Source organism: Rubrivirga sp. (assembly GCF_965213695.1).
Classification (GTDB): domain Bacteria; phylum Bacteroidota; class Rhodothermia; order Rhodothermales; family Rubricoccaceae; genus Rubrivirga.
Map to the genome: position 1 here is coordinate 4074949 of NZ_OZ243912.1, position 23655 is coordinate 4098603.

Genomic DNA, 23655 nt, shown 5'->3' on the forward strand with positions numbered 1-23655 from the left:
CGACCCCTCATGACCTTCGCCGACCCCCTGTGGCTCCTCGCGCTCGTCGCCGTGCCGGCGCTGGCGTGGGCGCTGTGGCGGCCTCGGCGCGAGGCGCCCGGCGTCCGGTACTCGATGGCCGGTGACGCCGCCGCGCTCGGGGCCACCGGGTGGGCGCGGCTGCGGAAGCTGCCGGACGCGCTCCTGCTGGCGGCGCTCGCGCTCGGCGTGCTCGGGCTGGCGCGGCCCCAGGTGAGGGACGCGACTGTCGAGCGGTCGACCGAGGGGATCGACATCGTCCTCGCCCTCGACGTCTCGACGTCGATGACGGCCGAGGACTTCGTGCCCAACCGCTTCGAGGCGGCCAAGGCCGTCGCCGCCGAGTTCGTGCGCGGGCGCGAGTCGGACCGGATCGGGCTGGTCGTGTTCGCGGCTCAGGCCTACACCCAGGCCCCGCTGACGCTCGACTACCCGTTCCTGCTGACGATGCTCCAGGAGGTCCGGATGGGGCTCATCGAGGACGGGACGGCCATCGGGACCGCCCTCGCCACGGCGACCGCCCGGCTCCGCGACTCCCAAGCGGCGTCGAAGGTGGTCATCCTGCTCACCGACGGCCAGAACAACCGCGGGCAGGTCGACCCGCAGACGGCGGCCGAGGCGGCGGCGGCGTTGGGCGTCAAGGTCTACGCCGTCGGCGTCGGCGGCGACGGGCCGGCGCGGCGCGGGCCGTTCGGGGCGTTCGGGCCCGCGCCCGAGGTCGACGAGGGCGCGCTCCGCCAGGTGGCCGAGACGACCGGCGGCCAGTACTTCCGAGCGACCGACGCCCAAGCGCTCCGCCAGATCTACGACGCCATCTCGGAGCTCGAGCGGACCGAGATCGAGGAGACGGTCCTGCTCGACGTCGAGGAGCGCTACCCGCTCTTCCTGTGGCCCGCGCTGGCGTGCCTGCTCGCGGCCGTCGCGCTCTCGACGACCCGGCTCCGCGAGGTGCCGTAGAGGCGGAGGGTGGAAGATGGATGCGTCGGCCGCCCTTCATCCTCGACCCTCCACCAAGGCGAGCGCACTCTCCCCTGCACGTCATCCTGAGCGCAGCGAAGGATCTCGACGCCGTCGCTCCGACTCGTCGGAACCGGCGCCGACGTGCTGGAAGACCGAGTTGAGATCCTTCACGTTCGTTCAGGATGACACAAGGGGCGGATCGGTGGGTCAGAGAGAATGTGCTCGCCCTGGACTCTCCATCCTCTACTCGGTCGGCGCGGCGTAGGCCTCCCTCAGCATCGCGAGGTACTCGGCGACGGGCGGCAGGCCCACCTCGGCGCGGCGCGCGTCGAGCGTCGCGTCGTCGATGGTCGGCGAGACGACCATCTCGCCGTCGGGCCCGAACGCGGCCTGGGTGCCGTAGACCTGGGGCTCGCCGCGGCCGACCACCAGGACGCGGTCGAGGAGCATCGCGTAGCTCTGGCCCGGGAGGTCGCCGGCCCGGTACGCCGCCTCGACGAGCGGGAGCATCCGCTCCTGCGTGGCGGGGTCGGCGTGCTGGACGATCATGAACGCCGCGTTCACGCCGTCGGCGCCGACCAACTCGGGCGTCGGCCACCCGTGCGTGTCCACGATCTCGACAACGCGGGCGAGGTTGTCAGCGTCGATGGCGCTCATCTCCGAGAGGAGCGCGCGGTCGGGCTCGGCGATGCCGGCGGCGATCAGGCGCATCCGGACGTCCTGCTCGGCGGCGTAGCGCTCCAGGAGGTCGGCGCGGAGCGCGGGCTCGGCCACGTCTTGGGCGACGGCGGGGACGGTGGCGAGCAGGAGAGCGAAAGCGGCGAGGGTCTTCATGGGTCTGGGGGTGTGGGGGTTCTGTTCGTGCGGAGGAGGAATGGTCTCCTGACTCCTCATACCTCACAGGCTGAGGCGGTCGCGGAGCGCGAGAGCCCGACGGCGCGAGAACTCGACGGTCGTGCCGTCGCCGAGGCGGACGAGCAGGCCGCCGTTGAGCGCGTCGTCAACGCCGACGACGTGGGCCAAGCCGACGATCTCGGACCGGCTGGCGCGGGCAAAGTGGCCCGGGTCGAGGCGCGCTTCGAGCGCCGAGAGCGAGCGGGCGACGACCGCGTGGGCCCGTCCGCCGGGCCCGTCGAAGTGGAGTTGGGTGTAGTTGCCGACCGACTCGAACCGGCGGACGTCGCCCAGCCGGACCAGGTGCATCCGGTCGCCGTCCTTGACGAACACGCGGTCGGCTGGGCCGAGCACGCGGGGGCCGGCGTCGGACGGGGCGGGCCGAGACGCCGCCCGAGCCGCGACCCGGCCGACGGCCTCGGCCAGCCGCTCCGGGTCGACCGGCTTCAGGAGGTAATCGAGCGCGCTCACGCGGAAGGCCCGGAGCGCGTGCTCGTCGTAGGCCGTCACGAACACGACGTCGGGCACCGCGTCGAGGTCGTCGAGCAGGTCGAACCCGCTCCGGCCCGGCATCTGGACGTCGAGGAACACCACGTCGGGCGGGGCGCCGTCGGCCGCGAGCCGGTCGAGCAGGGCCTGGGCCTGGTCCGCGTCGGCCGCCTCGCCGACGACCTCGACCTCGGGGTGGGCCGCCAGCAGTGCGCGGAGCTCACGGCGGGCCAGCCGCTCGTCGTCCACCAAGAGCGCGCGGAGAGGATCAGGCATCGGTCGGGGTGGGCGAGGCGACGAGCGCGGGGAGAGTGACGGTGGCGACGGCTCGGTCGCCGTCGAGGTCGAGCGCGAGGCGGGCGTCGTCGCCGTAGAGCAGGCCCAGCCGCTCCCGAGCGTTGGCGAGCCCGGTGCCGGTCCCCTCGGGCCGAGGCCCGTCGGCGAGCGGGTTCTCGACGCGGAGCGTGAGCCGGCCGTCCTCGACCCGGGCCTCGACCGACACCTCGCCGCCCTCGCGGCACCGGGCCACGCCGTGCTTGACCGCGTTCTCGACGAGCGTCTGGACGAGGAGCGCCGGCACCGCCAGGTCGCGCGTCTCCGTGGGCACGTCGAGCCGGACGCGCAAGCGGTCCTCGAACCGGATCGCCTCGATGGCGAGCGTCGTCCGGACCAGCTCGAGCTCGTCGGCCAGCGCGTGGGTCGCCTCGCGGCCGGCGGCGAGCGTCCGGCGGAGCAGGCCCGAGAGGAGCGTGACCGCGCGGCGGGCCTCGGCGGGGTCCTCCAGGATGAGCGCGCGGACCGTGTTGAGCGCGTTGAACAGGGCGTGCGGGTTGAGCTGGTACTCGAGCGCCCGCATCCGCCCCTCGGCTAGAGTTGCCCGGAGCCGGAGCCGGTCGCGCTCGGCGTCGGACAGGCGGAGGCCAGTGACGATCAGGGCGTAGACCGCGGCCCACGCCAGGAACGCGGGGATCGTCGAGAGCACGTTGGAGAAGAACACCGCCAGCGAGGGGAACGGCTCGGGGTGCTCGGCGAGCGGGTTGATGAGCGGCTCGACCGCCATCGAGAGCGCGGTCGAGACGGCCACCGCCGCCACCGCCGCGACGACGACGGCCACGACCAGGCGCGGCGCGAGCGCCCGGAGCGGGAGGTCGAGCCACCCCCGCCGCACGGCGACGACGTGGACCGCGTGCGTCCCGCCGACGCCCAGCCCGTAGACGAGGACGAGGGAGTACACGATCGCCGCCGGCGTCAGCGTCGGCCCGATGAACCCGCCGGTGAGCGCGACTAGCAGGAGGAACGCCCCGAGGCCGAGGGCCCAGCCGGCGAGCTGGCAGATCCAGTAGAGGCGGGTGCGGGAAATCGGCATGGGGCGAGACTACCGAGCGCCCCGAATGCGGGCCGGCGGATTCGGACGAGCGGTGATGGGCGGGGACGAGTGGCCGAGCGTCGTGCCGAGCGGTGAGGCGATGCGACCTCGGCGACTCCCCCGACCCTTGGGGGCTAAGAAGGCCCAGTCCGGTTCCGACGTTTCTGGCCCCCTCACCCTGTCCCTCTCCCACAGGGAGAGGGGACGTCGTGGGCGAGGCCGCAACCGGAGACGACCGCCGGGACACCGGCGCGCGGGTCGCGGCGTTGGTAGCCTCCGCCCCATGTCCTTCCGCTCGCCCGCCGTCCTGCTGCTCGCCGCCGTGCTCGTGCCGGCCGCGCTGGCGGCGTTCGCCTACGCCGCGCGCGAGCGGGCCGATGCGCTCCGGCTGTTCTTGGGCGCCCGCGCCGACACAATGGCGACCGGGCCGATGGCGCGTCGGCGCCGGGTCCGTGCGGGGCTGATCGCGGCGTCGCTCGGGCTGGTCGGCGTCGCGCTGGCGGGGCCCCGGATCGGGACGGCGCTGCGCGAGAGCCGGCAGGAGAGCCTCGACCTGCTCATCGCCCTCGACGTGTCGGCGTCGATGCTGGCCGAGGACGTGGCGCCGTCGCGGCTGGAGCGGGCCAAGCTCGAGATCGAGCGCGTCGTCGACGCCCGCCGGGGCGACCGCGTGGGGCTCGTCGTGTTCGCGGGCGAGGCGTTCTTGCAGTGCCCGCTGACGACCGACCGCGGCGCGCTCCGCCTGTTCTTGGACGCCGCCGACCCCGAGCAGGTCGCCGTCCAAGGCACCGACTTCGCCCGGGCTCTCGCTGTCGCCGACGCGGCCTTCAACGCGGGCGACGACGACCAGGCCCGGCCCCGCGCGCTCTTGGTCGTCTCGGACGGGGAGGACCACGAGGGCGGCCTCTCGGGCGAGGCCGACGCGCTCCGCGACGACGGCGTCGAGATCCTGGCGCTCGGCGTGGGGACGGACGAGGGGGCCGCCGTCCCCGATGTCCGCCGAGGCCGCGTCGTCGGCGAGCGGCGGGACCGGCAGACGGGCGCGGCCGTCGTGACCCGGTTCGAGCCGGGCGCGCTCCGCGACCTGGCCGGGCGGGCCGGCCTGTTCCGCGTCGGGCGGACGCCGGCGGCGGGCGCGGTCAACGACGCGCTCGACGGGCTCGACCGGGCGGTCGTGGCCCAGGACGAGTTCGCGGCGTCGGCCGAGCGGTTCCAGTGGCCCCTCGCGCTGGCGCTGCTGCTGCTCGTCGCCGAGCGCCTCGTCGCCTTGCGCCCGCCCCCGCGACGCCCGATGTCGGAGAAGGCGGACGACGAGAGCGGAGAGCCCACGTCCGCCAGCCCGGCGACGCGGACGGCGTCGGTGGCCGCCGCGCTCGCGCTCGTCTTGCTCAGCGGATGCACGAACCCACTCGACGCCCTGGCTCCGGGCGCTCGCGAGGGTCGGGCTGGCGTCGCCCTGCTCGAAGACGGCGACGCGGCCGGCGCCGAGGCCCAGTTCGTCGCCGGTCTCGCCCAGCCCGAGGTGCCGCGCGACCTCCGTGCCCGGCTGTGGCACGCGCTCGGCGTGGCACGCGCGGCCCAGGACCGCTTTTCCGGCGCCGACAGCGCCTTTGCCCAAGCCCTCCCCTTCGCCGACACGCCGGACCAGCGCGCCCGCTACGCGACCGACGCCGGGACGGCTGCCTTGCTGGCCGACGACCCCGCCCGTGCCGACTCGCTCCTGCGCGTCGCCCTCTTGATCGACCCGACGCTCGACGCGGCGCGGCGGAACCAGGAGATCGCCCGGCGCCGTCTCCAGGACCCGCCCAGCCCGCCCGAGCCGACGCCGTTCGCCGAACGAGTCAAGGCCCGCGCCGACTCGCTCGTCGCCGCCCGGCAATACCGGGCCGCGCTGGACGTCATGGAGGACGGGCTCGAACGGGACTCGTCCGTCGCCGCCTACGCCGACTTTACGCAGCGCTTGGGCGGCGTCGTCCGCATCGAGGAGACCGTCTCCGACACGCCATGACCCGATTCGCTTTCCTGCTCGCGGCCGTCGCGCTCCTGGCCCAGGCCCCACCGCCGCGCGGCCCGTCCCCGGCGACCCAGTACCACCTCGGCGCCCGGGCCTTCGTGGACGGCGACAACGCGCGCGCGCTCGCCGCCGTCGAGGCCGGTCTGTCGGCGGCTCCGGACGACGCCAAGCTCCAGGCGCTCCGCGACCTCATCCAGCAGCAGCAGGACGAGCAGGACCAGCAAGACGGCGGCCAGCAGGATCAGGCCGACAACCAAGACGCGGGCGACCAGGGCGACGAAGGCGAGCAGGGAGAAGACGGCGACCGGCCGCCGGAGTCGCCCGACGAGCAAGAGGGGCCCGAGGCCGAGCAGGACCAGACGCGGACGCAGGCGCCGCGCGACCCGTCGTCCGGCGACGCGCCGCCTCCGGCCGCGGGCGAGGCCGACGAGATGACGGCGGCCCAGGCCGAGCGGATCCTGGACGCCGTCGGGGGCGAGGAGCGGCTGCTGCTCCGCGAGATCCGCCGGGCCCCGACCCAGCGCCGCCGCTCCGACAAGGACTGGTGATGCGGACGCCTCGACCCGATTCTCTGACACCCCGCCCCTGTCATCCCCGCGAAGGCGGGGATCCAGAGTGGCGAGCACCGGTGCGCCCTGACGCCCTGGATTGGCTGCGCCGTCCTCGAAGACTCGGGTCCCGCCTGCGCGGGAATGACGGCATGAGAGGGAGGAGCCAGATTGCGAAAGCCTCCCCCTGTCAGCGCCTCCGCGGGAATGACGGTGGGTCGGAACGAGGCGAGGAAGGGAGGCCGACGCTGGCGCATCATCTCGCCTCCTTCTTTGCCGTGCTGGCGCTCCTCCTCGGCCTCGCGCCGGACGCGGCGGCCCAGTCGGCCACGGCGTCGGTGTCGTCGGCGCAGGTGCGGGTGGGCGAGACGCTGACGTACACCGTGGTGCTGGACGGAGGCCGAGGGCGCCGCGTCGGCCCGCCGCTGGCGACGGGCGGGCTCCGGCTGGTCTCGCGCCAGCCCATCCTGGACGTCACGACGACGATCAACGGGCGGACCGAGCGCCGCGTCGGGTGGGCCTACCAAGCGACGCGGCCGGGGACCGGGCGGATCGGCCAGTTCCGGGCCGAGGTCGGGGGCCGGCCCGTCGTGGTGGACGCGGTGACGGTCTCGGTCCGAAGCGGGCCGCCGGCGTCGGTCGCCCCGGCGCCTGCGCCGAGCGGCGGTCGCGAGCTGTTCGTCCGCGCCGAGCCGAGCCGGCAGACGGCCGTCGTCGGCCAGCAGGTCGTCGTCGACTACGTCCTGTACTTCGAGCCCCAGATCCAGCCGCGCCAGACGGCGCCCATCGGGACGTGGGACGCGGCCGGGGCCTGGCGCGAGGAGCTGGAGATCGCCTCGGCCTACCCCCGCCCGACGACCCTCGGCGGCCAGCCCTACGAGGCCGTCACCATCCGCCGGGTCGCCCTCTTCCCGACGCGCTCGGGCACGCTCGAGCTGGCGCCGATGCAGTTCACCATCGACCTGATGCGGACCGACCGGAGCTTCTCGAACGACCCGTTCGCCCCGTTCTTCTCGCCGTTCAGCCAGCGGTTCGAGGACCGCGAGGTGACGGCGCCTGCGGTCACGGTCGACGTCCGCCCCCTGCCCGACGGGGCGCCGCCGTCGTTCGCCGGGGCCGTCGGCCAGTTCGAGCTGTCGACGACGGTCGATCAGCGGGCGGTCGGGCCCGGCGACGCGGTCCGCATCCGGGTCGCCGTGCGCGGCGACGGCAACGTGGCCACGGTCGAGGCGCCGGTGCTCGACGTGCCGCCGGGCGTCGACGCCTACGACGCGCGCGAGGACCGCGAGCTGCTCCGGACCGGGCCCGCGTTCCGGGGCATCAAGACGTTCACCTACACGCTCGTGCCCCAGGGCGGCGGCACGTTCGACGTTCCGGCCGCGCCGTGGACCTACTTCGACCCGACCGACGGCCGCTACAAGACGCTCCGCACCGACCCGGTCACGATCACCGCCGACGGCCCCGCCCTCGCCGACGAGGCCCCCACCGACGGACCGGGCGCCCCGGCCGCCCTCATCACCGCCGCCGATTGGCGCCGCCCCGCTGGTCGGCCGACGTGGCTGTGGGCCGTGCTCGGCGGCGGGCTGGCGCTCCCCGCCGTCGCCGCGTCGCTCTTCCTGGCGGCCCGCGTCGGGCGCGAGCGGCTGGCCGCCGACACGCCCGCGAAGCGGCGACGCCGCACGAGCGCCGACGTCCGCCAGCGCCTCCAGGCTGCTCGAACGCTCGACGGGGCGCCCGCCTTCGCCGAGGTCGAGCGGGCCGTCCGCACGGTCTTGGCCGACCGTTTCGGCGTGCCTCCGACCGCCTCTGCCGATGCCGTCGGCCACGCGCTCGCGCAGGTCCCCGACGCGCTCCGCCAGCAGACGCGGGCCGTGCTCGACGCGGCAGCCCGGGGCCAGTTCGCGCCCGGCCTGGGCGGCTCGCCGAGCGCCCTCGCCGACGAGGCCGAGGCGCTGCTCGAAGCCTTCGACCGCCTGCCTCACCCTGGCGGGGGGACCGGGCGGTCGTCCGCACCCCGACGTCGGCGGCTCGCGGCGGCCCGATGATCGGTCTCGTCCTCGCCCTCGCCCTGATGCAGCCGGTGGCCGACGCCGACCGCCTGTTCGACCTCGGGCTCCGACTGGTGGCCGAGGGTGACACGGCCGGCGCCGTGGCGGCGTGGGAGGGCGCCGCGGCCGCTGGCTGGACCTCGGCCGCCGTCGAGCACAACCTCGGCACGGTCGCCTTGGCGCGTGGCGACGCGGCTCGGGCGCGGCTCCACCTCGAACGCGCCGCCCGGCTCGCTCCCCTGGACAACGCCGTCGCTCGCAACCTCGGGCTGGCGCGCGAGCGGGCCGGCGAGCCGCCTCCGTCCGCGGCCCGACGGGCGTGGGCGCGGGCCGTCGGCGTGCTGACGCCGTTCGGCGTGGTGGCGCTGGCGCTGGCCGTGTCGTTCGGGGCGCTCGGGCTGGCCGTCGCCGGGCGGCGCCGGTGGGCGGCCGGGGTCGGCGTGCTGGCGTTGGTGGCCGTCGCCGGGGCCGTCGTCGCGGTGAGCGAGGCCACGCGCCCGCTCGGCATCGTGATGGCGGACGACGCGCCCGTCGTCGAGGCCCCGTCGCCGACGGCGCCGGGCGTCGCGCGGCTCCGGGCCGGCGAGGCCGTCGAGGTGGGCGCCCCCGTCGACGGCTGGCGGCCCGTGACCGTCGGCCGCGCCGAGGGGTGGGTCCGAGCGGACGCCGTCGAACCGATCTAAGGGCACGGAGCCGTTCCGCACGACGGGCGCCGTCCCCGCGTTGTGGCCTGGACAGCGGCACCCGGCCGAGTACCTTCCCGCATGGAACCCCACGTCTACACGCGCACCGAGGACGGCCAGCGGCGCGGCTGGGTCGAGGTCGTCTGCGGGTCGATGTTCTCGGGCAAGACCGAGGAGCTGCTCCGCCGCCTCAAGCGGGCCCGGATCGCCCGCCAGCGCGTCACGCTCTTCAAGCCCGCCCTCGACACGCGCTACCACGAGACCGACGTCGTGAGCCACGACGCGACGGCGATGCCGTCGGAGGTCGTCCACTCGGCCGACCCGATCCTGCTCCTGGCCGGCGACGCCGACGTGGTGGGGATCGACGAGGCCCAGTTTTTTGGGGTCGAGCTGGTCGACGTCGTCGAGCACCTCGCGCGCGAGGGGCGCCGCGTGATCGTGGCCGGGCTAGACCAGGACTACCTCGGGCGGCCGTTCGAGCCGGTCCCCCAGCTGATGGCCGTCGCCGAGCACGTGACGAAGCTCCACGCCGTCTGCGTCCGGTGCGGGGCCCCGGCCAACCACTCCCAGCGGCTCGTGGCCGACGGGGCCCGCGTGCTCGTCGGCCAGGCCGAGGCGTACGAGCCCCGGTGCCGGCGGTGCTTCCAGCCCGAGCACGCCGCGGAGCCGCTCCCCCCGCTCGCGCGTACCGACACGCCCGACGCCCAGCCGGCCCCTCGACCGCTCGCGCTCTGACCCCATGTCCCTCGTCGCCGCCGCCACCACGTTCACGGTCCTGATGCTCCTGGCGTCGGTCGTGCTCGGGTGGATCGCGGACCTCAAGCGGGCGGGCGGGGCCGTCTCGGCGCGCGAGAGCCGGGCGGCGGCGGAGGGGACCGGGCGCGCGTTCTACACGTCGCGCGAGGCCCGGGCCGAGGCCATGCGCGAGCGGATCCGCCGCGAGCGGACGCGCCGCGAGCGGGCCCGCGCCCGGACGGCCCCGACGCCGTCGGGCCCCGAGCCCCACGCCGACCGCCCCGCCGCCCGGCCGCCGACGCCCGAGGACCTCCACCGGGCCGTGCTCGAGCTCGGCACGGGCCCGGTCACCGCCGACGACCTCCGCCGCCAGTACCGCCGGCTCGTCGTGGCCTACCACCCCGACCGCGTCGCCGGCCTCGGGGCCAAGCTCCAGCGGCTCGCCGAGGAGGAGACGAAGGCGATCAACGAGGCCTACGCCTTTTTCAAGGCCCGCCTCGGCCGCGACTGAGCCGGGCTCTGGCGATTCCGGAGGCGTGGGGCATGAGCGAAGGGGCAAGGGGATTCGGCCCCATGCCTCGTGCCCTGTCCCTCATGCCCTCCTCGCCGGTCGGGCTTCGCACAGGTTCCCGGGTCGAGGGGCGCGCGGCTCGGTATCGTCGGGTCGGTCTTCCCCCGCCCCATGGCCCGCTCCGTCCGCCCGGTCCGCGTCCGTCGGTTCGCCGCCGCGCTCCTCGACGCCACGCTCGCGCTGCTCCTCGCCTTGGCCCCGGCCGCCCTCGCGCCGGGCGTGCTGAAGGGGCGGATGTTCGGGGTCGGCCTGCTGCTCGGCGCGGGGTACCTGCTGCTCCGCGACGGCCTCCCGTACGCCGAGTGGGGCGCGCGATCGCTGGGCAAGCGGTGGATCGGGATCCGGCCGTACGCCGTGGGCGGCGAGCCGCTGACGTGGGCGCTCTCGGCGCGGCGGAACGCGACCGTCGCGGGGGCCGTCGCCGTGTGGGCGCTCCTGTACGTCGTCGGGGGGTACCGGGGGATCCCGTTCGGCGAGGTCGTGCTGGCGCTCGCCGGGCTCGTCGTCGCCGCCGAGGCGGCGCTGGTCGCCGTCGACCCGGCCGGCCGGCGGATCGGCGACCGGTGGGCCGAGACGCGAGTGATCGAGGCGCGGCATTAGCGGGCGCGTCGGGGACGGAGGACCGGGGACGGAGGACCGGGGACGGAGGACTGCACGATCAGACCGTCTCTGGTTCTGGTGGAGAGGGGGAACGAGTCTCCTGCGCGACAGGGAATCGGACGGGAGGGCTTGAGGGAGTGGAGTGGGGGCGTTCCCTTCCGTCCTCTCAACCCCTCCGGCTCAGACCGCAAGGGACCTCTCATACCCAATCCGGGTGGATTGTGTGGGGTTGGGGGTGTGAGAGGAGACCGCGTTCCACGCCCACACTCCCACACGCCCCACTCCCGACCAGCGACAGATCAACCGGACCTGGTATCAACCCCGTCCTCGGTACCCCGTCCTCGGTCCCCCGTCCCCAACGTTGGGGCAGAGACCACGTCCGTGCCTCCCGCATTCCGACGTTCCGCGTTCGTCCACCCGTTGTCCACACGGCCCGCGGCGTCTGGCCCGTGACGCTATGTTGACGGCGCCGGGCGGGACCCTCCGGCGCCCCCCGGACACGACACACGATGGCCGACACGACCCGCGCCTCCGGCGCCCGCTTTACCGTCACCGCCCGGAAGTACCGGCCGCAGACGTTCGACGACTTGGTCGCCCAGGAGCACGTCGCCGAGACGCTCCGCAACGCGATCACGCGGGACCGGCTCGCCCACGCCTACCTGTTCAGCGGCCCGCGCGGCGTGGGCAAGACGACGGCGGCGCGGATCCTGGCCAAGGCCGTCAACTGCCAGACGCCCCTCGCCGAGCGCCCCGCCGCCGAGCCGTGCCGGACGTGCGCCTCGTGCGTCGCCTTCGAGGACGGCCGCTCGCTCAACATCATCGAGATCGACGCGGCCTCGAACAACCGGGTCGAGGACATCCGCGAGCTCCGCGACACGGTCCGCGTGCCGCCGCAGGGGGCCAAGAAGAAGGTCTACATCCTGGACGAGGTCCACATGCTCTCGGCGAGCGCGTTCAACGCGCTCCTGAAGACGTTGGAGGAGCCGCCGGACTACGCCCTGTTCATCTTCGCGACGACCGAGCCCCACAAGGTGCTCCCGACGATCCTCTCGCGAACGCAGCGGTTCGACTTCCGCCGGATCGCGGTCCCCGAGATCGTCGACCGGCTGAGGGAGATCTGCACCGCCGAGGGCGTCGCGGCCGACGACGAGAGCCTGGTCCTGCTCGCGCGCAAGGGCGACGGCGCGCTCCGCGACGCGCTCTCGCTCTTCGACCAAGCCGTCTCGCTGTGCGGCGCCGACCTCGAGATCGGCCCGCTCCGCGAGGCGCTCGGCGTGGTCGACGCCGACGTCTACTTCGAGGCCACGGCCCGGGCCCAGCGCGGCGACCGCGCGGCGCTGCTGTCGCTCGTCGACCACGTGGTCCGCAGCGGCCACGACCTCAACGAGTTCGTCCTGGGCCTGGCCGACCACTTGCGGAACCTGTTGGTCGCGCGGTCGACCGGCACGGGCGACCTGATCGAGGGGACCGAGGCGACGCGCCAGCGCTACCTCGACGCCGCCGCGTCGACCGCCGAGGCGGACCTCTTGCACCTGCTGATGCTGGCGGAGACGGCCGCGACGGACTTGCGCGAGAGCCGCCAGCCCCGGCTCACGCTCGAGCTGGCGCTGCTCAAGATGGCGAGCCTGGAGCGCGCAGCCGACCTCGGCCGGCTGCTGGACCGGCTCGCGGCGCTGGAGCAGGCGGCCCGAACGGGCACCTTGCCGCCCTCCCCGCTTACCGAGGCGGCGGCTCCAGCCCGCACCAAGCCCGAGCCGCCCCCGCCCGCCCCACCGACCTCGGCGCCGACGGATTCTGTGAGTCCGCAGCCGGCCGTCGCGGGGCCGGCCGTCGGGCGCCAGAGCCCGTCGGGGAGTCCCCCTCCTGAACAGGAGGGGACAGGGGTGGTGGACCAAGGCGACCGCGTGCCCGCCGCCGAACGCTCGACTCCGCAGGCCACGTCTGCGCCGTCGGTCGCCACGGCACAGGCCTCGCCGTCGTCCGCGCCGGCCGCTCGCTTGGAGGATCGCGAAGAGCCCCCCGCGACCGCGCGGACGGCCGAGCCACCTGGGAGCTACTCGGCCCCGTCTGCCCACCGGCCCGACCCTGGCGGCGACCCTCGCCCGGAGCCGCCCCCGCCCGCCGAGGCGCCGGCCCCGCCTCGGCTCGGCCCCGACGACGACGGTGGGCAGCCGGCAGAACCGCCGCCGCCGCGACCGCCCTCGGCGCCCCCGGCCCAGGCGACTCCGAGCCCGGCCCCGCGCCCGCGCTCGGCGCTGTTCGGGAGCCCCGCCCTCAAGCGCCCGGCCGGCGGCGACGGCTCGACCGGGCCCGCCGACCTCCACGCCGGAGGCGACGGGCAGTCCGGCCCGTCGCCGGCCGTCGCGGACCCGCTCGGGCCCGCTCTCGCCCGGGTCACCGACGCGTGGCCCGCGTTTGTCGCTGCCGTCCGCGAGCACGTGGGCGTTCGGGTCGGCGCCATCGTCAAGGCCGGGACGCCGTTCCGCGTGGCGCGCGGGGCCGTCGAGGTCGGGATGAACGACGCCTTCGCGGTGACCGTCGCCTCCGACAACCAGTCCGCCTTGGCCGACGTCCTCGCCGGCGTCCTGGGCGCCGACGCCCCGCCGCTCCGCTGGGTCGAGTCGCCCCGAGAGACGGCCGAAACCGCCCGCCCCGACGACCCGTTCGAAGCGCTCAAGCAGATGCGCCAGGACCACCCGGTCGTCCGTGCCCTCTTCGAGCAGTTCGGCGCCGAGATCGTCTGGAGTTGACAGCGGTACGGGGTACTCGGTACGAGGTACACCCTCCCGTACCCCCGTACCCTGTACCTCGTACCCCCCACTGTGATGGACGGAACCCCCAACATGGCCGACCTCTTCGGCAAGATGGCCGACATGCAGCAGCGCGTGGCCGACACCCAGGCCAAGCTGGCCGAGGAGCGCGTGACGGCCGAGGCCGGCGGCGGCATGGTCACCGTCACCGCCGACGGGACCGGCCGCGTCGTCTCCCTCAAGATCGAGCCCGACGCTGTAGACCCCGACGACGTCGAGCTGCTTGAAGACCTGATCGTGGCCGGCGTCAACAAGGCCATCGAGGAGGCCGAGGCCGTCAAGGCCCGCAAGATGCAGGAGGCCGCGTCCTCGATGCTCCCGCCCGGCCTCGACCTCGGCGGCCTGGACCTGCCGAAGTTTTAAGGTCCGGCAGGTTTCGCGGGTCGAGCAGGTCCGGCGGGTTGGCGGCGCCGTCCCTCCGGGGTTGTGTGACCTACCGTTGTCTTCGGCCCATGCGACGTTGACTCGCTGAACTCGCGCGACCTGCCCAACCCGCCGACCCCATGCACCTGACCTCCGAGACCGTCGAGTCGCTCGTCGAGCAGCTGTCGAAGCTGCCGACCGTGGGGCGGAAGACGGCCCAGCGGCTGGCGGCCTTCATCCTGAAGATGCCGCGCGAGGAGGTCGTCGAGATCGCCCGGGCGATGGTGGCCGCCAAGGACCGCGTCAAGACGTGCTCGGTCTGCTTCAACGTGACCGACGTCGACCCGTGCCCCGTGTGCCAGTCGGCCAAGCGGGACCGGAGCGTGATCTGCGTCGTCGAGGAGCCGTCGGACGTGCTGGCGCTGGAGCGGACCGGCGAGTACCGCGGGCTCTACCACGTGCTGGGCGGCGTCATCTCGCCGCTCGACGGGATCGGCCCGGACGACCTCCACATCTCGGAACTGGTCGCGCGCGTGGCCCAGCCGGCGTCGGCGCCGGCCGTCGCGGAGCCGGGCGAGGGCTACGACGGCAACGCAGACGACGGGGCGCCCGCCGAGGCCGAGCGCGTCCCGGTCGGCGAGGTGATCCTGGCCATGAACCCCAACGTCGAGGGCGACACGACGGCGTACTACGTCGGCCAGATGCTGGCGCCGTTCGGCGTGACAGTCTCGCGGATCGCGCGGGGGCTCCCCATCGGTGGCGACCTCGAGTTCGCCGACGAGGCCACGCTAAGCCGGGCGCTGGAGGGCCGAGCGGGGATGTAGCGGGGCGTTCTGGAACCGGCGTTCTATTTCCTTGTTGCAACGCCTTTCCCGCCACCCCTCTGTCCCGTGAAGATCGCCGTCACCGTCGTCCGTTATCTGCTCGGCCTGATGCTGCTCGTCCTCGGGCTGAACGGCTTCCTCAACTTTATCCCCCAGCCAGCCCCGCCGGCAGCCGGCGGCGAGTTCTTGGGCGCGCTCGTGTCGGGCGGGGTGATGCCCGTGGTCAAGGTGTTCGAGGTCGTGATCGGGGCGCTGTTGCTGGCGGGCCGGTTCGTCCCGCTCGCGCTCGTGATGCTGGTCCCGATCGCGATCAACATCGTGCTGTACCACGTCCGGTTCGACGTGGCCGGCGGGGTCGGCGGCTACGTGGTGGCCGCGATGTTGGCGTTCCTGCTGTGGGCGTACCGCGGGGCGCTGATGCCGCTGCTGGTCCCGCGCGCCGAGCCGCTCGCCGACCGCCGCGCGCTCGTCTGACTGGAGTTGGGTCTGAAGCGGAGGAGATTTGGGACCGGAGACGGAGGACTGGGGACCGGGCTTCCTGACGAGTCTCGGGCGGCCCCCGTCCCCCGTCCCCCGTCTTCGGTCCTGATGGACTCGATGGCCGGAGGTACGACCTGAGCGACCTACGCCATCATGTCGCGGATGGTGTCGGCGTAGGTCCGGCTGACGCGGACGACGGCGCCGTCGGCCAAGCGGGCGACGAAGCCGCCGGAGGCGTCGCGTTCGAGTGCCCGGAGCGCGTCGAGGGCCACGACGGTCGAGCGGTGGACGCGGGCGAACCGGGCCGGGTCGAGCCGCTCGGCGAGCGCGCCGATGCCTTGGGACGCGAGGTAGGTCCGCGTGCGTGTGTGGAGCTTGGTGTAGTCGCCGGCGGCCTCGGCCCACAGCACGTCGGCCGTGGCGACGGGGACGAACACGCCGCCGTCCTCGACGAGCAGCCGCTCGGCCCACCGCGGCGACGCCTGGCGGACGACCTCGACCACGCGCTCCGGCGCCAGCGCCCGGCCGACGGCCTCGGCAAAGCGGGCTTGGGTAAACGGCTTGAGCAGGTAGTCGACGGCGGCCACCTCGAACGCGCGGACGGCGTGCCGGTCGAACGCGGTCGAGAACACGACGGCCGGGACCGCCAGCCCGCGCCCGGCGACGGCGTCGAGCACCTCGAACCCACTGAGGCCGGGCATCTGGACGTCGAGGAACAGCAGGTCCACCGGGCGCCCGGCGTCGTCCGATCGAGCGATGGCGGCGACTGCCTCGATCCCGTTGGCGCACTCGCCGACGACCTCGACCTCGGCACCCAGCGCTTCGAGCGCGTCCCTCACCATCCGCCGCGCTGGCGCCTCGTCGTCGACGATGAGCGCGCGCGTCACGCCTCGACCGGGACCGTGAACCGGGCCTCGAACCCGCGCGCCTGCCCGTCGCCCGAGCCGGGCGTGTCGAGCGCGAGCCCGTCGCCGAACAGCGCCCGCAGCCGCGCGTCCGTGTTGGCCAGGCCGACGCCCTCCGCCCCGGTGTGGAGGAGGTCCACAAGCGGCCGGCTCGGGCCCGCCCCGTCGTCGCGGACGAGCACCCAGACGGTGTCGCCCCGGCGCCGGACCTCGACGCGGACCGTCCCCCCGTCGAGCGTCGGCGCGAGCCCGTGGCGGACCGCGTTCTCGACGAGCGGCTGGACGAGCATGGGCGGGACGAGCACGTCGAGCGCGTCGGCGTCAACATCGATCTCGACGGCCAGCCGGTCGCCCATCCGCTCCTGCTCCAGCGCGAGGTAGTCCCGCACGAAGTCGAGCTCCTCCCGGAGCAGCACGCGGTCGCGCCGGGCCGCCGCGAGCGTGTAGCGGACGAGGCCAGCCAGCCGGGCCACCAGGTCGCGCGTGGCGCCCTGCTCCGGCGGGACGGACGCGGCGACCGTGTTGAGCGTGTTGAACAGGAAGTGCGGGTCCATCTGCGCCCGGAGCGCCGCGAGCTGGGCCTCGCGCGCCGTCCGCTCCAACTCGGCCTGGCGGGCGCGGAGGGCGACCTCGGCGTGGGCGTGGCGGCGGACCTCAGCGACGATCCGCGCGGCGTGGAGGGCGCCGAACTGGGCGAGGTAGACGAGCGCCGGGATGTAGAGGTCCCACACCTCGGCGTTGCCGGGAAGCACCCAATAGCCCACGACCGGCGCGAGCCCGCGGTAGATCGCGAACCACGCCCACACCCAGAGGGGCCCGAGCACGGCGTGGGCGACGGCCTGCGCCCGAGGCCGGCCGTCGAGCGCCCGCACCACGACCCACCACACGGGCAACGTCAGCGCGGCCTTGATCCCGTAGTCCAGGAGCGAGCGCGGGTACAGCTCGGTCACCTCGGCGACGAACACGCCCCAGCCGTCGGCCCACTCGCCCCACTCGATGGCGACGGTGTAGAGCAGCGCCAGCGCGGCGTAGGCGGCGGCGAACGCGGCGACGCCGCGCCAGGTCAGGCGAGGCCGGGGCGGGGAGGTCGCGGGGGGCGGGGCGGTCACTCGGCGTAGGCTCGTTCGACGCCAGCCAGGAGGTCGTCCAAAAGGGCGCGGTCAAGGTAGCGGCCCCGGACGGCTACGCCCTCGATCCGACGGGCGTTGGCGACGTCCACGAGGGGGTCGGCGCGGAGGAGGACGAGGTCGGCGGGCTCGCCCTCACGGAGCGTGCCGGTGCCCTCGCCCAGCCCCCACTCGCGGAGGAAGTCGTGCGGGGCGACCGTGGCGAGGCGGAGCGTCTCGAAGGGCGTGAGCCCGGCCTTTGCCCACAGCGCCAACTCGTCGTGGACCGCGATCCCGTGTGGGACAAGCGCGGGCGTGTCGTCGGTGCCGAGCATGAGGTTCGCACCCGAGGCGTGGAGCGCCCGCGCAAGCGCGAGCGCGAACGTCCGCTGAGCAGCCATGTCCACGCCCCATCGCGCGTAGTTCGCGGCGAACCCCTCGGCTCGACTCCGCCACCCCGCCCTCTGGGCGGGCGGGGTAAACCGGACCAACTCGGGGGCGTCTAGACGGGCGAGGGTGCGCGGCTGCGGCGCGCTGGCCCACTCGGAGATGAGGAGCGTAGGCGAGAACCAGATGCCGGAGGCGGCGGCGATGTCGGCGACCACGGCCAGCCGCTCGGTTTCCGCGTAGGCCGGCGGGCCGAACCCTCGCCACCACCACGCGGTCGAGTCGCGGACCGGCGAGTCGGACGCCTCCGCAAGCCCGAAGAACGGGCTGTAATGCTCGACGCTGGCCTGTCGCGGGTCGGTCAGCACGCGGGCGAGCCCGACGCTCCACGGGACGTGGCCCACGACCGGAATCCCCACGGCCTCGGCCTCGTCCAGGACGGCGCGGTAGGCGGGAAGCGAGAGCGAGCTGTAGACCTTGACGAAGTCGTAGCCCGCCGCGTGTATCTCGCGGACGGCCGAGCGGGCGGCGTCCGGCGTCTCCGCCACGAACCGCCAGGTCTCGTCCTTGAACGTGCTCGCGTCGTCGTACTGGCCGCGCCCGTCTACGAACGGGCTCGCGGTGAACACCTGGGGTCCGAGTACGTCGCCCCGGCGGAGGCTGTCGCGGAGGGCGAGGAGGCCGGGCGACCCCCACATGCTCCGCACGGTCGTGACGCCGTAGGCAAGGAAGAGCGCGAGGGCCTGCCGGTTGTCGTCGGCGTAGAACTGGTCGGTCTCGGGGTGAGCCAGGTGCGTGTGCATGTCGGCCAAGCCCGGCATCAAGAACCGGCCCCGCCCGTCCACGCGCTGCGCGTCGGCCGGCACCGCGACCTCGGCTGCGTTGCCGACGCGCTCGATCCGCCCCGCCCGGACGACGACCGTCTGGTGCTCCACGACGCGCGCCGAGTCCATCGGCACGAGGGCCACGTCGACGAACGCGAGCGCGTGCTCCTGCGCCGCGCCGCCCGTGGCGAGGACGAACACGAGGAGAAAGGCGGAGATCAAACGCATAGCGGGGCGGGGTGGCATCGGGTGGGGTGGCTCACCGACGGGCGCGCCCGGCCGACCCGCCCAGGTCGAGGTCCAAGCCTTGCTTTTCGCGGTGCGCGATCTGAGCGGTGCAGGACCAGTCGGCCGTCGGGTCGCAGGCGAGCGCGAGCAGCGACGCCTCGAACCCAGCCCGCAGCTCACCGATGGCGCGGTCGGGGAAGACGACCTGGGACGTCGTCCGCGTCCACAGATCGAGGACCGTGGCCCGGTCGAAGAACCCGTGCTCGACGAAGAAGTCCGCCTCGATCCGAGACGTCGCGTTCCACCGGTCGGCGCCGAGGGCGATCCGGGCACCGGCCGCGTGGAGCTCGCGGAGCTGGCGCCGATGGAGGTCGCGGCCGAACACGGCTCGGGCCGGCCGGTCGGCGTTGTAGCTGTCGCCGACGACAGAGGTCGGGACGAACACGACCCCACGCGCGCCGGCGGCGGCCACGGTCGCGTCGGCCACGAGGTACGGCGCGTCTTCGCCGGCCCCGTAGCCGTAGCCCGGCAGGTGGGCGAACCCGTCGACGCCGCTCTCGACGGCCAGGGTCACATCGGCGCCGGTCTCGACGTGGGCGAACACGCGGAGCCCGGCGGCGTGGGCCCGCCGGATCACCTCGCGGAGCACCTCGGGCGTCAGGCCACGACCGGCCGCGAGCCCCGTCATCCCGCTCCGCGCCTCGCGCTCGCCGGCCAGGTCCATGAGGTACACCTTCACGACGTCGGGCTCGTGCGAGAGAAACGTGGCCCACTTCGCGTCAAGGTCCGCCAGGGTCGGCGCCTCGAAGTAGGCATCGTTTTCGGCGAGCCGGCTCTCGTGGATCTTTCGCTTCATCGCGTCGGTCAGCTCGCGGCCGACGTAGCGGAGCGCTTGCCACTCGTAGACCTGGACGGGGTGGCTCCGCGGCGAGGTCCACCCGCCGTGCGCGTAGGCCACGTCGACGGAGCCCGGCCCCTCGAACCGGTCCATGACGCTGGCAGCCCACGAGTGGCGGTCGGTCAGGACGAGCGCGTAGAACGCGCCGTCCTCGACGTACATCTCGGCGTGGCCCGGCCCCTGGTAGGAGTCGCTCAGCATGTGGGTGTGGGCGTCGCCGAACGGCGGGACAACGAACCGTCCGCCCACGTCGACCACACGCTCGACGTCGGCGAGGGGCCCATCGACGAACACGCCGCCGTCGGACCAGACGGTGTCGCGCGCCGCGAACGCGCGGCCGTCCCACCACTGGCCGCCGACGTAGGCCGTCGGCCCGGCGGACGGCACCAAGCGCGGCGCCGGCGGCCCGATGGGCACGCCCTGTTTCTCGCGCCGGAGGATCCGCCCGGTGCAGCCGAACTCGACCGAGGGGTCGCAGGCGAGCGCGAGAAGTGACGCTTCGAATCCGTCCGCCAGCCGGCCGATGGCCCGGTCGGGGAAGATGGCGCGCGGCGTCTCGACGGCCCACGCCCGGAGCGCCTGAGCCGGCGTGAGCCCTCCGATCTCGACGGCGTACGCGACCTCGTCCCGGGCCAAGAGGCCGCCGGAGTCGGCGCCGAGGGCGAGGGGAACGCCGGCTTCGGCTAGCCGACGGAACAGATCGCGGTGAAACTGGCGCCCAGCCGCTTGGGCCTCGGCGCTCGGGCGGTATTGCTCAGCGACGTATTGGAGCATGGCCGGCCCGCGTGCCAGCGTCGGCGTAACGGGGACGGCGCGGGCGGCGAGGTCGGCGACGAGCGCGTCGCTCATGACGTGGGCCGACGCCGGGGCACCGCCACCCGCGTTGTAGCCCGGGGCGTGCGCGAAGGCATCCACGCCGGCGTCGAGGGCGGCCCGGACGTCGGCGGCCGTCTCGACGTGGGCGACGACGCGGAGCCCGGCCGCGTGCGCTCGCCGCACGACCTCGGCGACGACTTCGGGCGACAACCCGCGCGGTCGCTCCGGGGTGCCCTCGGCCCACTCCTCACTGTGCCCCAGCATGACCTTGACGAGGTCGGGCCCGGAGGCGAGGACGCGGGGCCACACTGCGTCGAGGCTGTCGAGCGTGAGCGCGAGGTGGTAGGCGTCGCCGTCGAGGCGGCGGCTGGACCGGAGCGTCTCGGCCCGCTCGTCCCACAGGGCGTCGATGGGGAGGCCGAGCGCCTGCCGCTCGTAGACCGGGACGGGGTGCGCGCCAGGCGCCGTGATCGCGCCCGGCGCGTAGGTCACGTCGACGGTCGTCGCCAGGCCGCGCACGCGGTCACGTTTCGAGGCGATCACGCTCGGGTTCTGGACGTAGAACACACCGTCGGCCACGAACGCGCTGTCCTGAGTCGCTAGAGACGCCGGGTCGTCGAACCCGTGGTAGTGGGCGTCGCCGAACGGCGGGACGACGAACGTGCCGCCCATGTCGACCACGCGCGCGAGCTCCGCCAGCGGGCCGTTGACGAACACGCCATGCTCGGCCCAGGTCGTGTCCCGAGGCTCGAACCGCTCGCCCGTCCACCACATCCCGCCGACGTAGGCCGTCGGCCCGGCGGCCGGGGTGAGGCGCGGCGCCGGCTGGGCGCTGGCGGCGGCGGCGAAGAGCAGGGCGAGGAGGGGCAGTCGCATTCGTTCGGAGAGGAGGAGGCTACAGAGTCGCCCGCTCCGGCCTCGGCTCCGAGCACAACCCGACGAGCCGCACTCAACGCCGACGAGCTGCAGCCCAGCGGGCGCACCGGGTAGCTTGGCGGGATGTGGTCCCCCCGTCTCGTGGCCGCCGTGCTGGCGGTCGTGCTCAGCGCCGCCGCGCGCGCCCAGCCCGTCGCCCCGGACACCGTGCGGGCGCTCGGCGAGGTCGTCGTGGGCGAGGCCGAGGACCGGCCGGGCGTCGAGCGCGTCCCGGTCGCGGGCATCCTCACGCGCGACCCGGTCGCCCTGTCCGACGTGGCCCGGCTCGTCCCCTCGGCGGCGGCGCCGACCAACTCGCGCGGCGAGGCCCTCCTGACCGTTCGCGGCGCCGGCGAGCGCCAGACGGCCGTGCTGCTCGACGGCGCTCCGCTCACCGTCCCGTGGGACCGCCGGATCGACCTCGGCCTCGTCCCGGCCGGCGTCGTCGGCGCGGTCGACGTGGTGCGGGGGCCGGCGTCGTTGGCGTGGGGCCCGAACGCGGCCGGCGGCGCGCTCGACCTCGTCCCCCGCGCGCTCGCGTCGCCCGGGGCGCTTACCGAGGCGGAGGTCAACGGCGGCCTGCCGGCCCGTGCTCGCACCTCGGCCACTCGGCTCTGGGCCAGCGACGGCCGGAGCCTGAGCGTCGCCGTCGACGCCTCGGCCCAAGCGGGCGACGCGCTGGCCGGGCCCCTCCCCTTCAGCCAGGAGCCCGGCGCCCTCCGCACCAACACCGACCGCCGCTCGGCCGCCGTGCTGGCCCGGGCGACGGCCGGGGGCCTGGCCGTGACGGCGCTCCACCTCTCGGCCGCCCAGGGCGTCGCGCCCGAGGGCCACCTCGACCCGGCGCACGACCGCGTCCGCTTCTGGAGGATCCCGGCCCAGCGGCAGACGGCGCTCGTCGCGCGGCTCCGGTCGGGCCCGGTCGACGCCACCGTCTGGGGCGCGCTCGCCAGCCAGACGATCCGCCCGTTCCGAGACGCGAGCTACGACGTGGCCGAGAGCGAACAGCGCGACCGCGACCGCTCGGCCGGCGGGCGAGCCCTCGTCACTGCCGGGGCGGGCGGCGTCGCGGTCCGGGCGCTGGGGACCGGGCTCGTCTCACTGCACGACCGGGACGGAGGGGACGCGGCGGACCGGTTCGTGACCGCCGAGGGCCGAGTCGGCGTCGAAGCCGAGACCGAGGGCCCGGTCCAGGCGCTGCTCGGCTTGGCCGTCGACACGTTCGCGCCGGTCGAGACGGCCGGGCGCGAGTCCGCCGGGGCGTTTGCCGATTGGGCCCTCACGGCGCGGCTGGCGAGGGACGTGGGCGGCGTCGACCTCCACGGCGGCGTCGCCCGCGCGGCCCGCTTCCCGACGACGCGCGAGCTGTTCGGCGAGGCCCTCGGCCGGTTCGCCCTCAACCCGGACTTGCGGCCCGAGTCGACGTGGCAGGCCGAGGTCGGCGTCGCGGCGCGCGGACCGGTCGCCGAGGGCCGGGCCGTCGTGTTCGGCCGGGTCACGACGGACACCATCGAGCAAACCGTCTTGGCCGACGGGCGGCGCCAGCGGGTCAACCTGGGCGGGAGCCGGGCGGTCGGGGTCGAGGCGTCGGGGGCCGTGCGCCGGGGTCTATGGCGGGTCGACGCGAGCGGGACGCTGCTCCACCTCCGCGGCGAGGACGGCGACGGCGGGCGCGTCCGCTTGCCCGAGCGGCCGGCCGCCCTGGGCCGCCTGGCCGCCTCCGTCTTGCCGCCCACCGGGTGGACCGTCGCCGCCGAGGTGCTGGCGACGGGCCCCGCCGTCTCGCTCGGGCCGGACGGGCTCATCGACCTGCCCGCGTCGGTCGTGCTGGCGGGCCGGCTCGGGTACCGGTGGGCCGTTGGGCGCGGCCTGCTCGGCGCGTTCGCCCGGGTCGACAACGCGACCGACGCGCTCGTGCTGCCGCAGGCCGGGCTGCCGGCGCCGGGCCGCGAGGTCCGGGTCGGCGTGCGGTGGGTCCGGTAGAGCGATGCCACGTTACTCGTAGGCCGACCCCCCGCCCCCGCGGCCATCGCTCCGCTCCGTGCCGCAGGAGCCGTCCCCCTTGACAAGAGCTGTCCCCCTTGAAGGGGGACGGGTCGTCCGCCCGCTGAGCGGAGCGAGGGGCGGACGGCCAGGGGGTCCGCTCACGAGCAGCGTGCCACGGTACTAGCGC

Annotated in this window: 20 protein-coding genes; 13 read left to right on the forward strand and 7 right to left on the reverse strand. The window is 74.8% G+C overall.

Translation table 11 applies throughout. From position 1 onward, the window contains the following. The first annotated feature begins 9 nt into the window (after positions 1–9). On the forward strand, positions 10–975 hold the full coding sequence (locus tag ACOOHE_RS17995; RefSeq protein WP_420455476.1) for a vWA domain-containing protein: 966 nt from the start codon (positions 10–12) through the stop codon (positions 973–975). 246 nt (positions 976–1221) lie between these two features. On the opposite strand, the gene ACOOHE_RS18000 is transcribed toward ACOOHE_RS17995, so the two are convergent. The 3 genes from ACOOHE_RS18000 to ACOOHE_RS18010 form a co-directional block, all read right to left on the reverse strand. Further along, complete coding sequence (locus ACOOHE_RS18000) at positions 1222–1812, reverse strand: DUF6624 domain-containing protein (RefSeq protein ID WP_420455477.1); 591 nt, start codon at positions 1810–1812, stop codon at positions 1222–1224. A 63-nt stretch (positions 1813–1875) separates the two neighbouring features. Then, positions 1876–2637 carry a LytR/AlgR family response regulator transcription factor gene (locus ACOOHE_RS18005; RefSeq protein ID WP_420455478.1) on the reverse strand — a complete coding sequence of 254 codons (762 nt, stop codon included), beginning with the start codon at positions 2635–2637 and terminating at the stop codon, positions 1876–1878. Beyond that, on the reverse strand, positions 2630–3727 hold the full coding sequence (locus ACOOHE_RS18010; protein ID WP_420455479.1) for a sensor histidine kinase: 1098 nt from the start codon (positions 3725–3727) through the stop codon (positions 2630–2632). The genes ACOOHE_RS18005 and ACOOHE_RS18010 overlap by 8 nt, the downstream gene beginning before the upstream one ends. A gap of 283 nt (positions 3728–4010) precedes the next feature. Here ACOOHE_RS18010 and ACOOHE_RS18015 point away from each other — a divergent pair, with 283 nt between their 5' ends. From ACOOHE_RS18015 to ACOOHE_RS18065, 11 genes are all read left to right on the forward strand, one after another. Beyond that, complete coding sequence (locus ACOOHE_RS18015) at positions 4011–5735, forward strand: VWA domain-containing protein (protein ID WP_420455480.1); 1725 nt, start codon at positions 4011–4013, stop codon at positions 5733–5735. Further along, a complete protein-coding gene (locus ACOOHE_RS18020) occupies positions 5732–6289 on the forward strand; it encodes a hypothetical protein (protein ID WP_420455481.1) in 558 nt (185 codons plus the stop codon). The genes ACOOHE_RS18015 and ACOOHE_RS18020 overlap by 4 nt, the downstream gene beginning before the upstream one ends. A gap of 278 nt (positions 6290–6567) precedes the next feature. Next, complete coding sequence (locus ACOOHE_RS18025) at positions 6568–8334, forward strand: BatD family protein (RefSeq protein WP_420455482.1); 1767 nt, start codon at positions 6568–6570, stop codon at positions 8332–8334. After that, a complete protein-coding gene (locus ACOOHE_RS18030; protein WP_420455483.1) occupies positions 8331–9020 on the forward strand; it encodes an SH3 domain-containing protein in 690 nt (229 codons plus the stop codon). Before ACOOHE_RS18025 ends, ACOOHE_RS18030 begins: the two co-directional genes overlap by 4 nt. Before the next feature lie 81 nt (positions 9021–9101). Further along, a complete protein-coding gene (locus ACOOHE_RS18035) occupies positions 9102–9755 on the forward strand; it encodes a thymidine kinase (RefSeq protein WP_420455484.1) in 654 nt (217 codons plus the stop codon). Between the two features lie 4 nt (positions 9756–9759). Then, on the forward strand, positions 9760–10266 hold the full coding sequence (locus ACOOHE_RS18040; RefSeq protein WP_420455485.1) for a J domain-containing protein: 507 nt from the start codon (positions 9760–9762) through the stop codon (positions 10264–10266). A gap of 171 nt (positions 10267–10437) precedes the next feature. Continuing rightward, a complete protein-coding gene (locus ACOOHE_RS18045) occupies positions 10438–10926 on the forward strand; it encodes an RDD family protein (protein WP_420455486.1) in 489 nt (162 codons plus the stop codon). 509 nt (positions 10927–11435) lie between these two features. Then, a complete protein-coding gene (gene dnaX / locus ACOOHE_RS18050) occupies positions 11436–13676 on the forward strand; it encodes a DNA polymerase III subunit gamma/tau (protein WP_420455487.1) in 2241 nt (746 codons plus the stop codon). Between the two features lie 75 nt (positions 13677–13751). Continuing rightward, on the forward strand, positions 13752–14099 hold the full coding sequence (locus ACOOHE_RS18055; protein WP_420455488.1) for a YbaB/EbfC family nucleoid-associated protein: 348 nt from the start codon (positions 13752–13754) through the stop codon (positions 14097–14099). 140 nt (positions 14100–14239) lie between these two features. After that, positions 14240–14923: a recombination mediator RecR gene (gene recR, locus ACOOHE_RS18060; protein ID WP_420455489.1), complete on the forward strand. Its 684-nt coding sequence runs from the start codon at positions 14240–14242 to the stop codon at positions 14921–14923. Between the two features lie 66 nt (positions 14924–14989). Continuing rightward, positions 14990–15397 (forward strand): DoxX family protein, encoded by a 408-nt coding sequence (locus ACOOHE_RS18065; protein WP_420455490.1) that lies wholly within the window; start codon positions 14990–14992, stop codon positions 15395–15397. Between the two features lie 149 nt (positions 15398–15546). Here ACOOHE_RS18065 and ACOOHE_RS18070 read toward each other — a convergent pair whose 3' ends face one another. The 4 genes from ACOOHE_RS18070 to ACOOHE_RS18085 are packed head-to-tail and all read right to left on the reverse strand — an operon-like array spanning position 15547 to position 21443. Then, positions 15547–16290: a LytR/AlgR family response regulator transcription factor gene (locus tag ACOOHE_RS18070; protein WP_420455491.1), complete on the reverse strand. Its 744-nt coding sequence runs from the start codon at positions 16288–16290 to the stop codon at positions 15547–15549. Beyond that, complete coding sequence (locus tag ACOOHE_RS18075; protein ID WP_420455492.1) at positions 16287–17417, reverse strand: sensor histidine kinase; 1131 nt, start codon at positions 17415–17417, stop codon at positions 16287–16289. The genes ACOOHE_RS18070 and ACOOHE_RS18075 overlap by 4 nt, the downstream gene beginning before the upstream one ends. After that, positions 17414–18853 (reverse strand): amidohydrolase family protein, encoded by a 1440-nt coding sequence (locus tag ACOOHE_RS18080; RefSeq protein WP_420455493.1) that lies wholly within the window; start codon positions 18851–18853, stop codon positions 17414–17416. The genes ACOOHE_RS18075 and ACOOHE_RS18080 overlap by 4 nt, the downstream gene beginning before the upstream one ends. A 31-nt stretch (positions 18854–18884) precedes the next feature. Further along, positions 18885–21443, reverse strand: coding sequence for an amidohydrolase family protein (locus ACOOHE_RS18085; RefSeq protein ID WP_420455494.1), 2559 nt, complete (start codon positions 21441–21443; stop codon positions 18885–18887). 123 nt (positions 21444–21566) lie between these two features. On the opposite strand from ACOOHE_RS18085, the gene ACOOHE_RS18090 reads away from it, so the two are divergent. Further along, the gene (locus tag ACOOHE_RS18090) at positions 21567–23465 is read left to right on the forward strand and encodes a TonB-dependent receptor plug domain-containing protein (RefSeq protein ID WP_420455495.1); all 1899 of its coding nucleotides are present in this window, start codon (positions 21567–21569) and stop codon (positions 23463–23465) included. Positions 23466–23655: the final 190 nt, after the last annotated feature.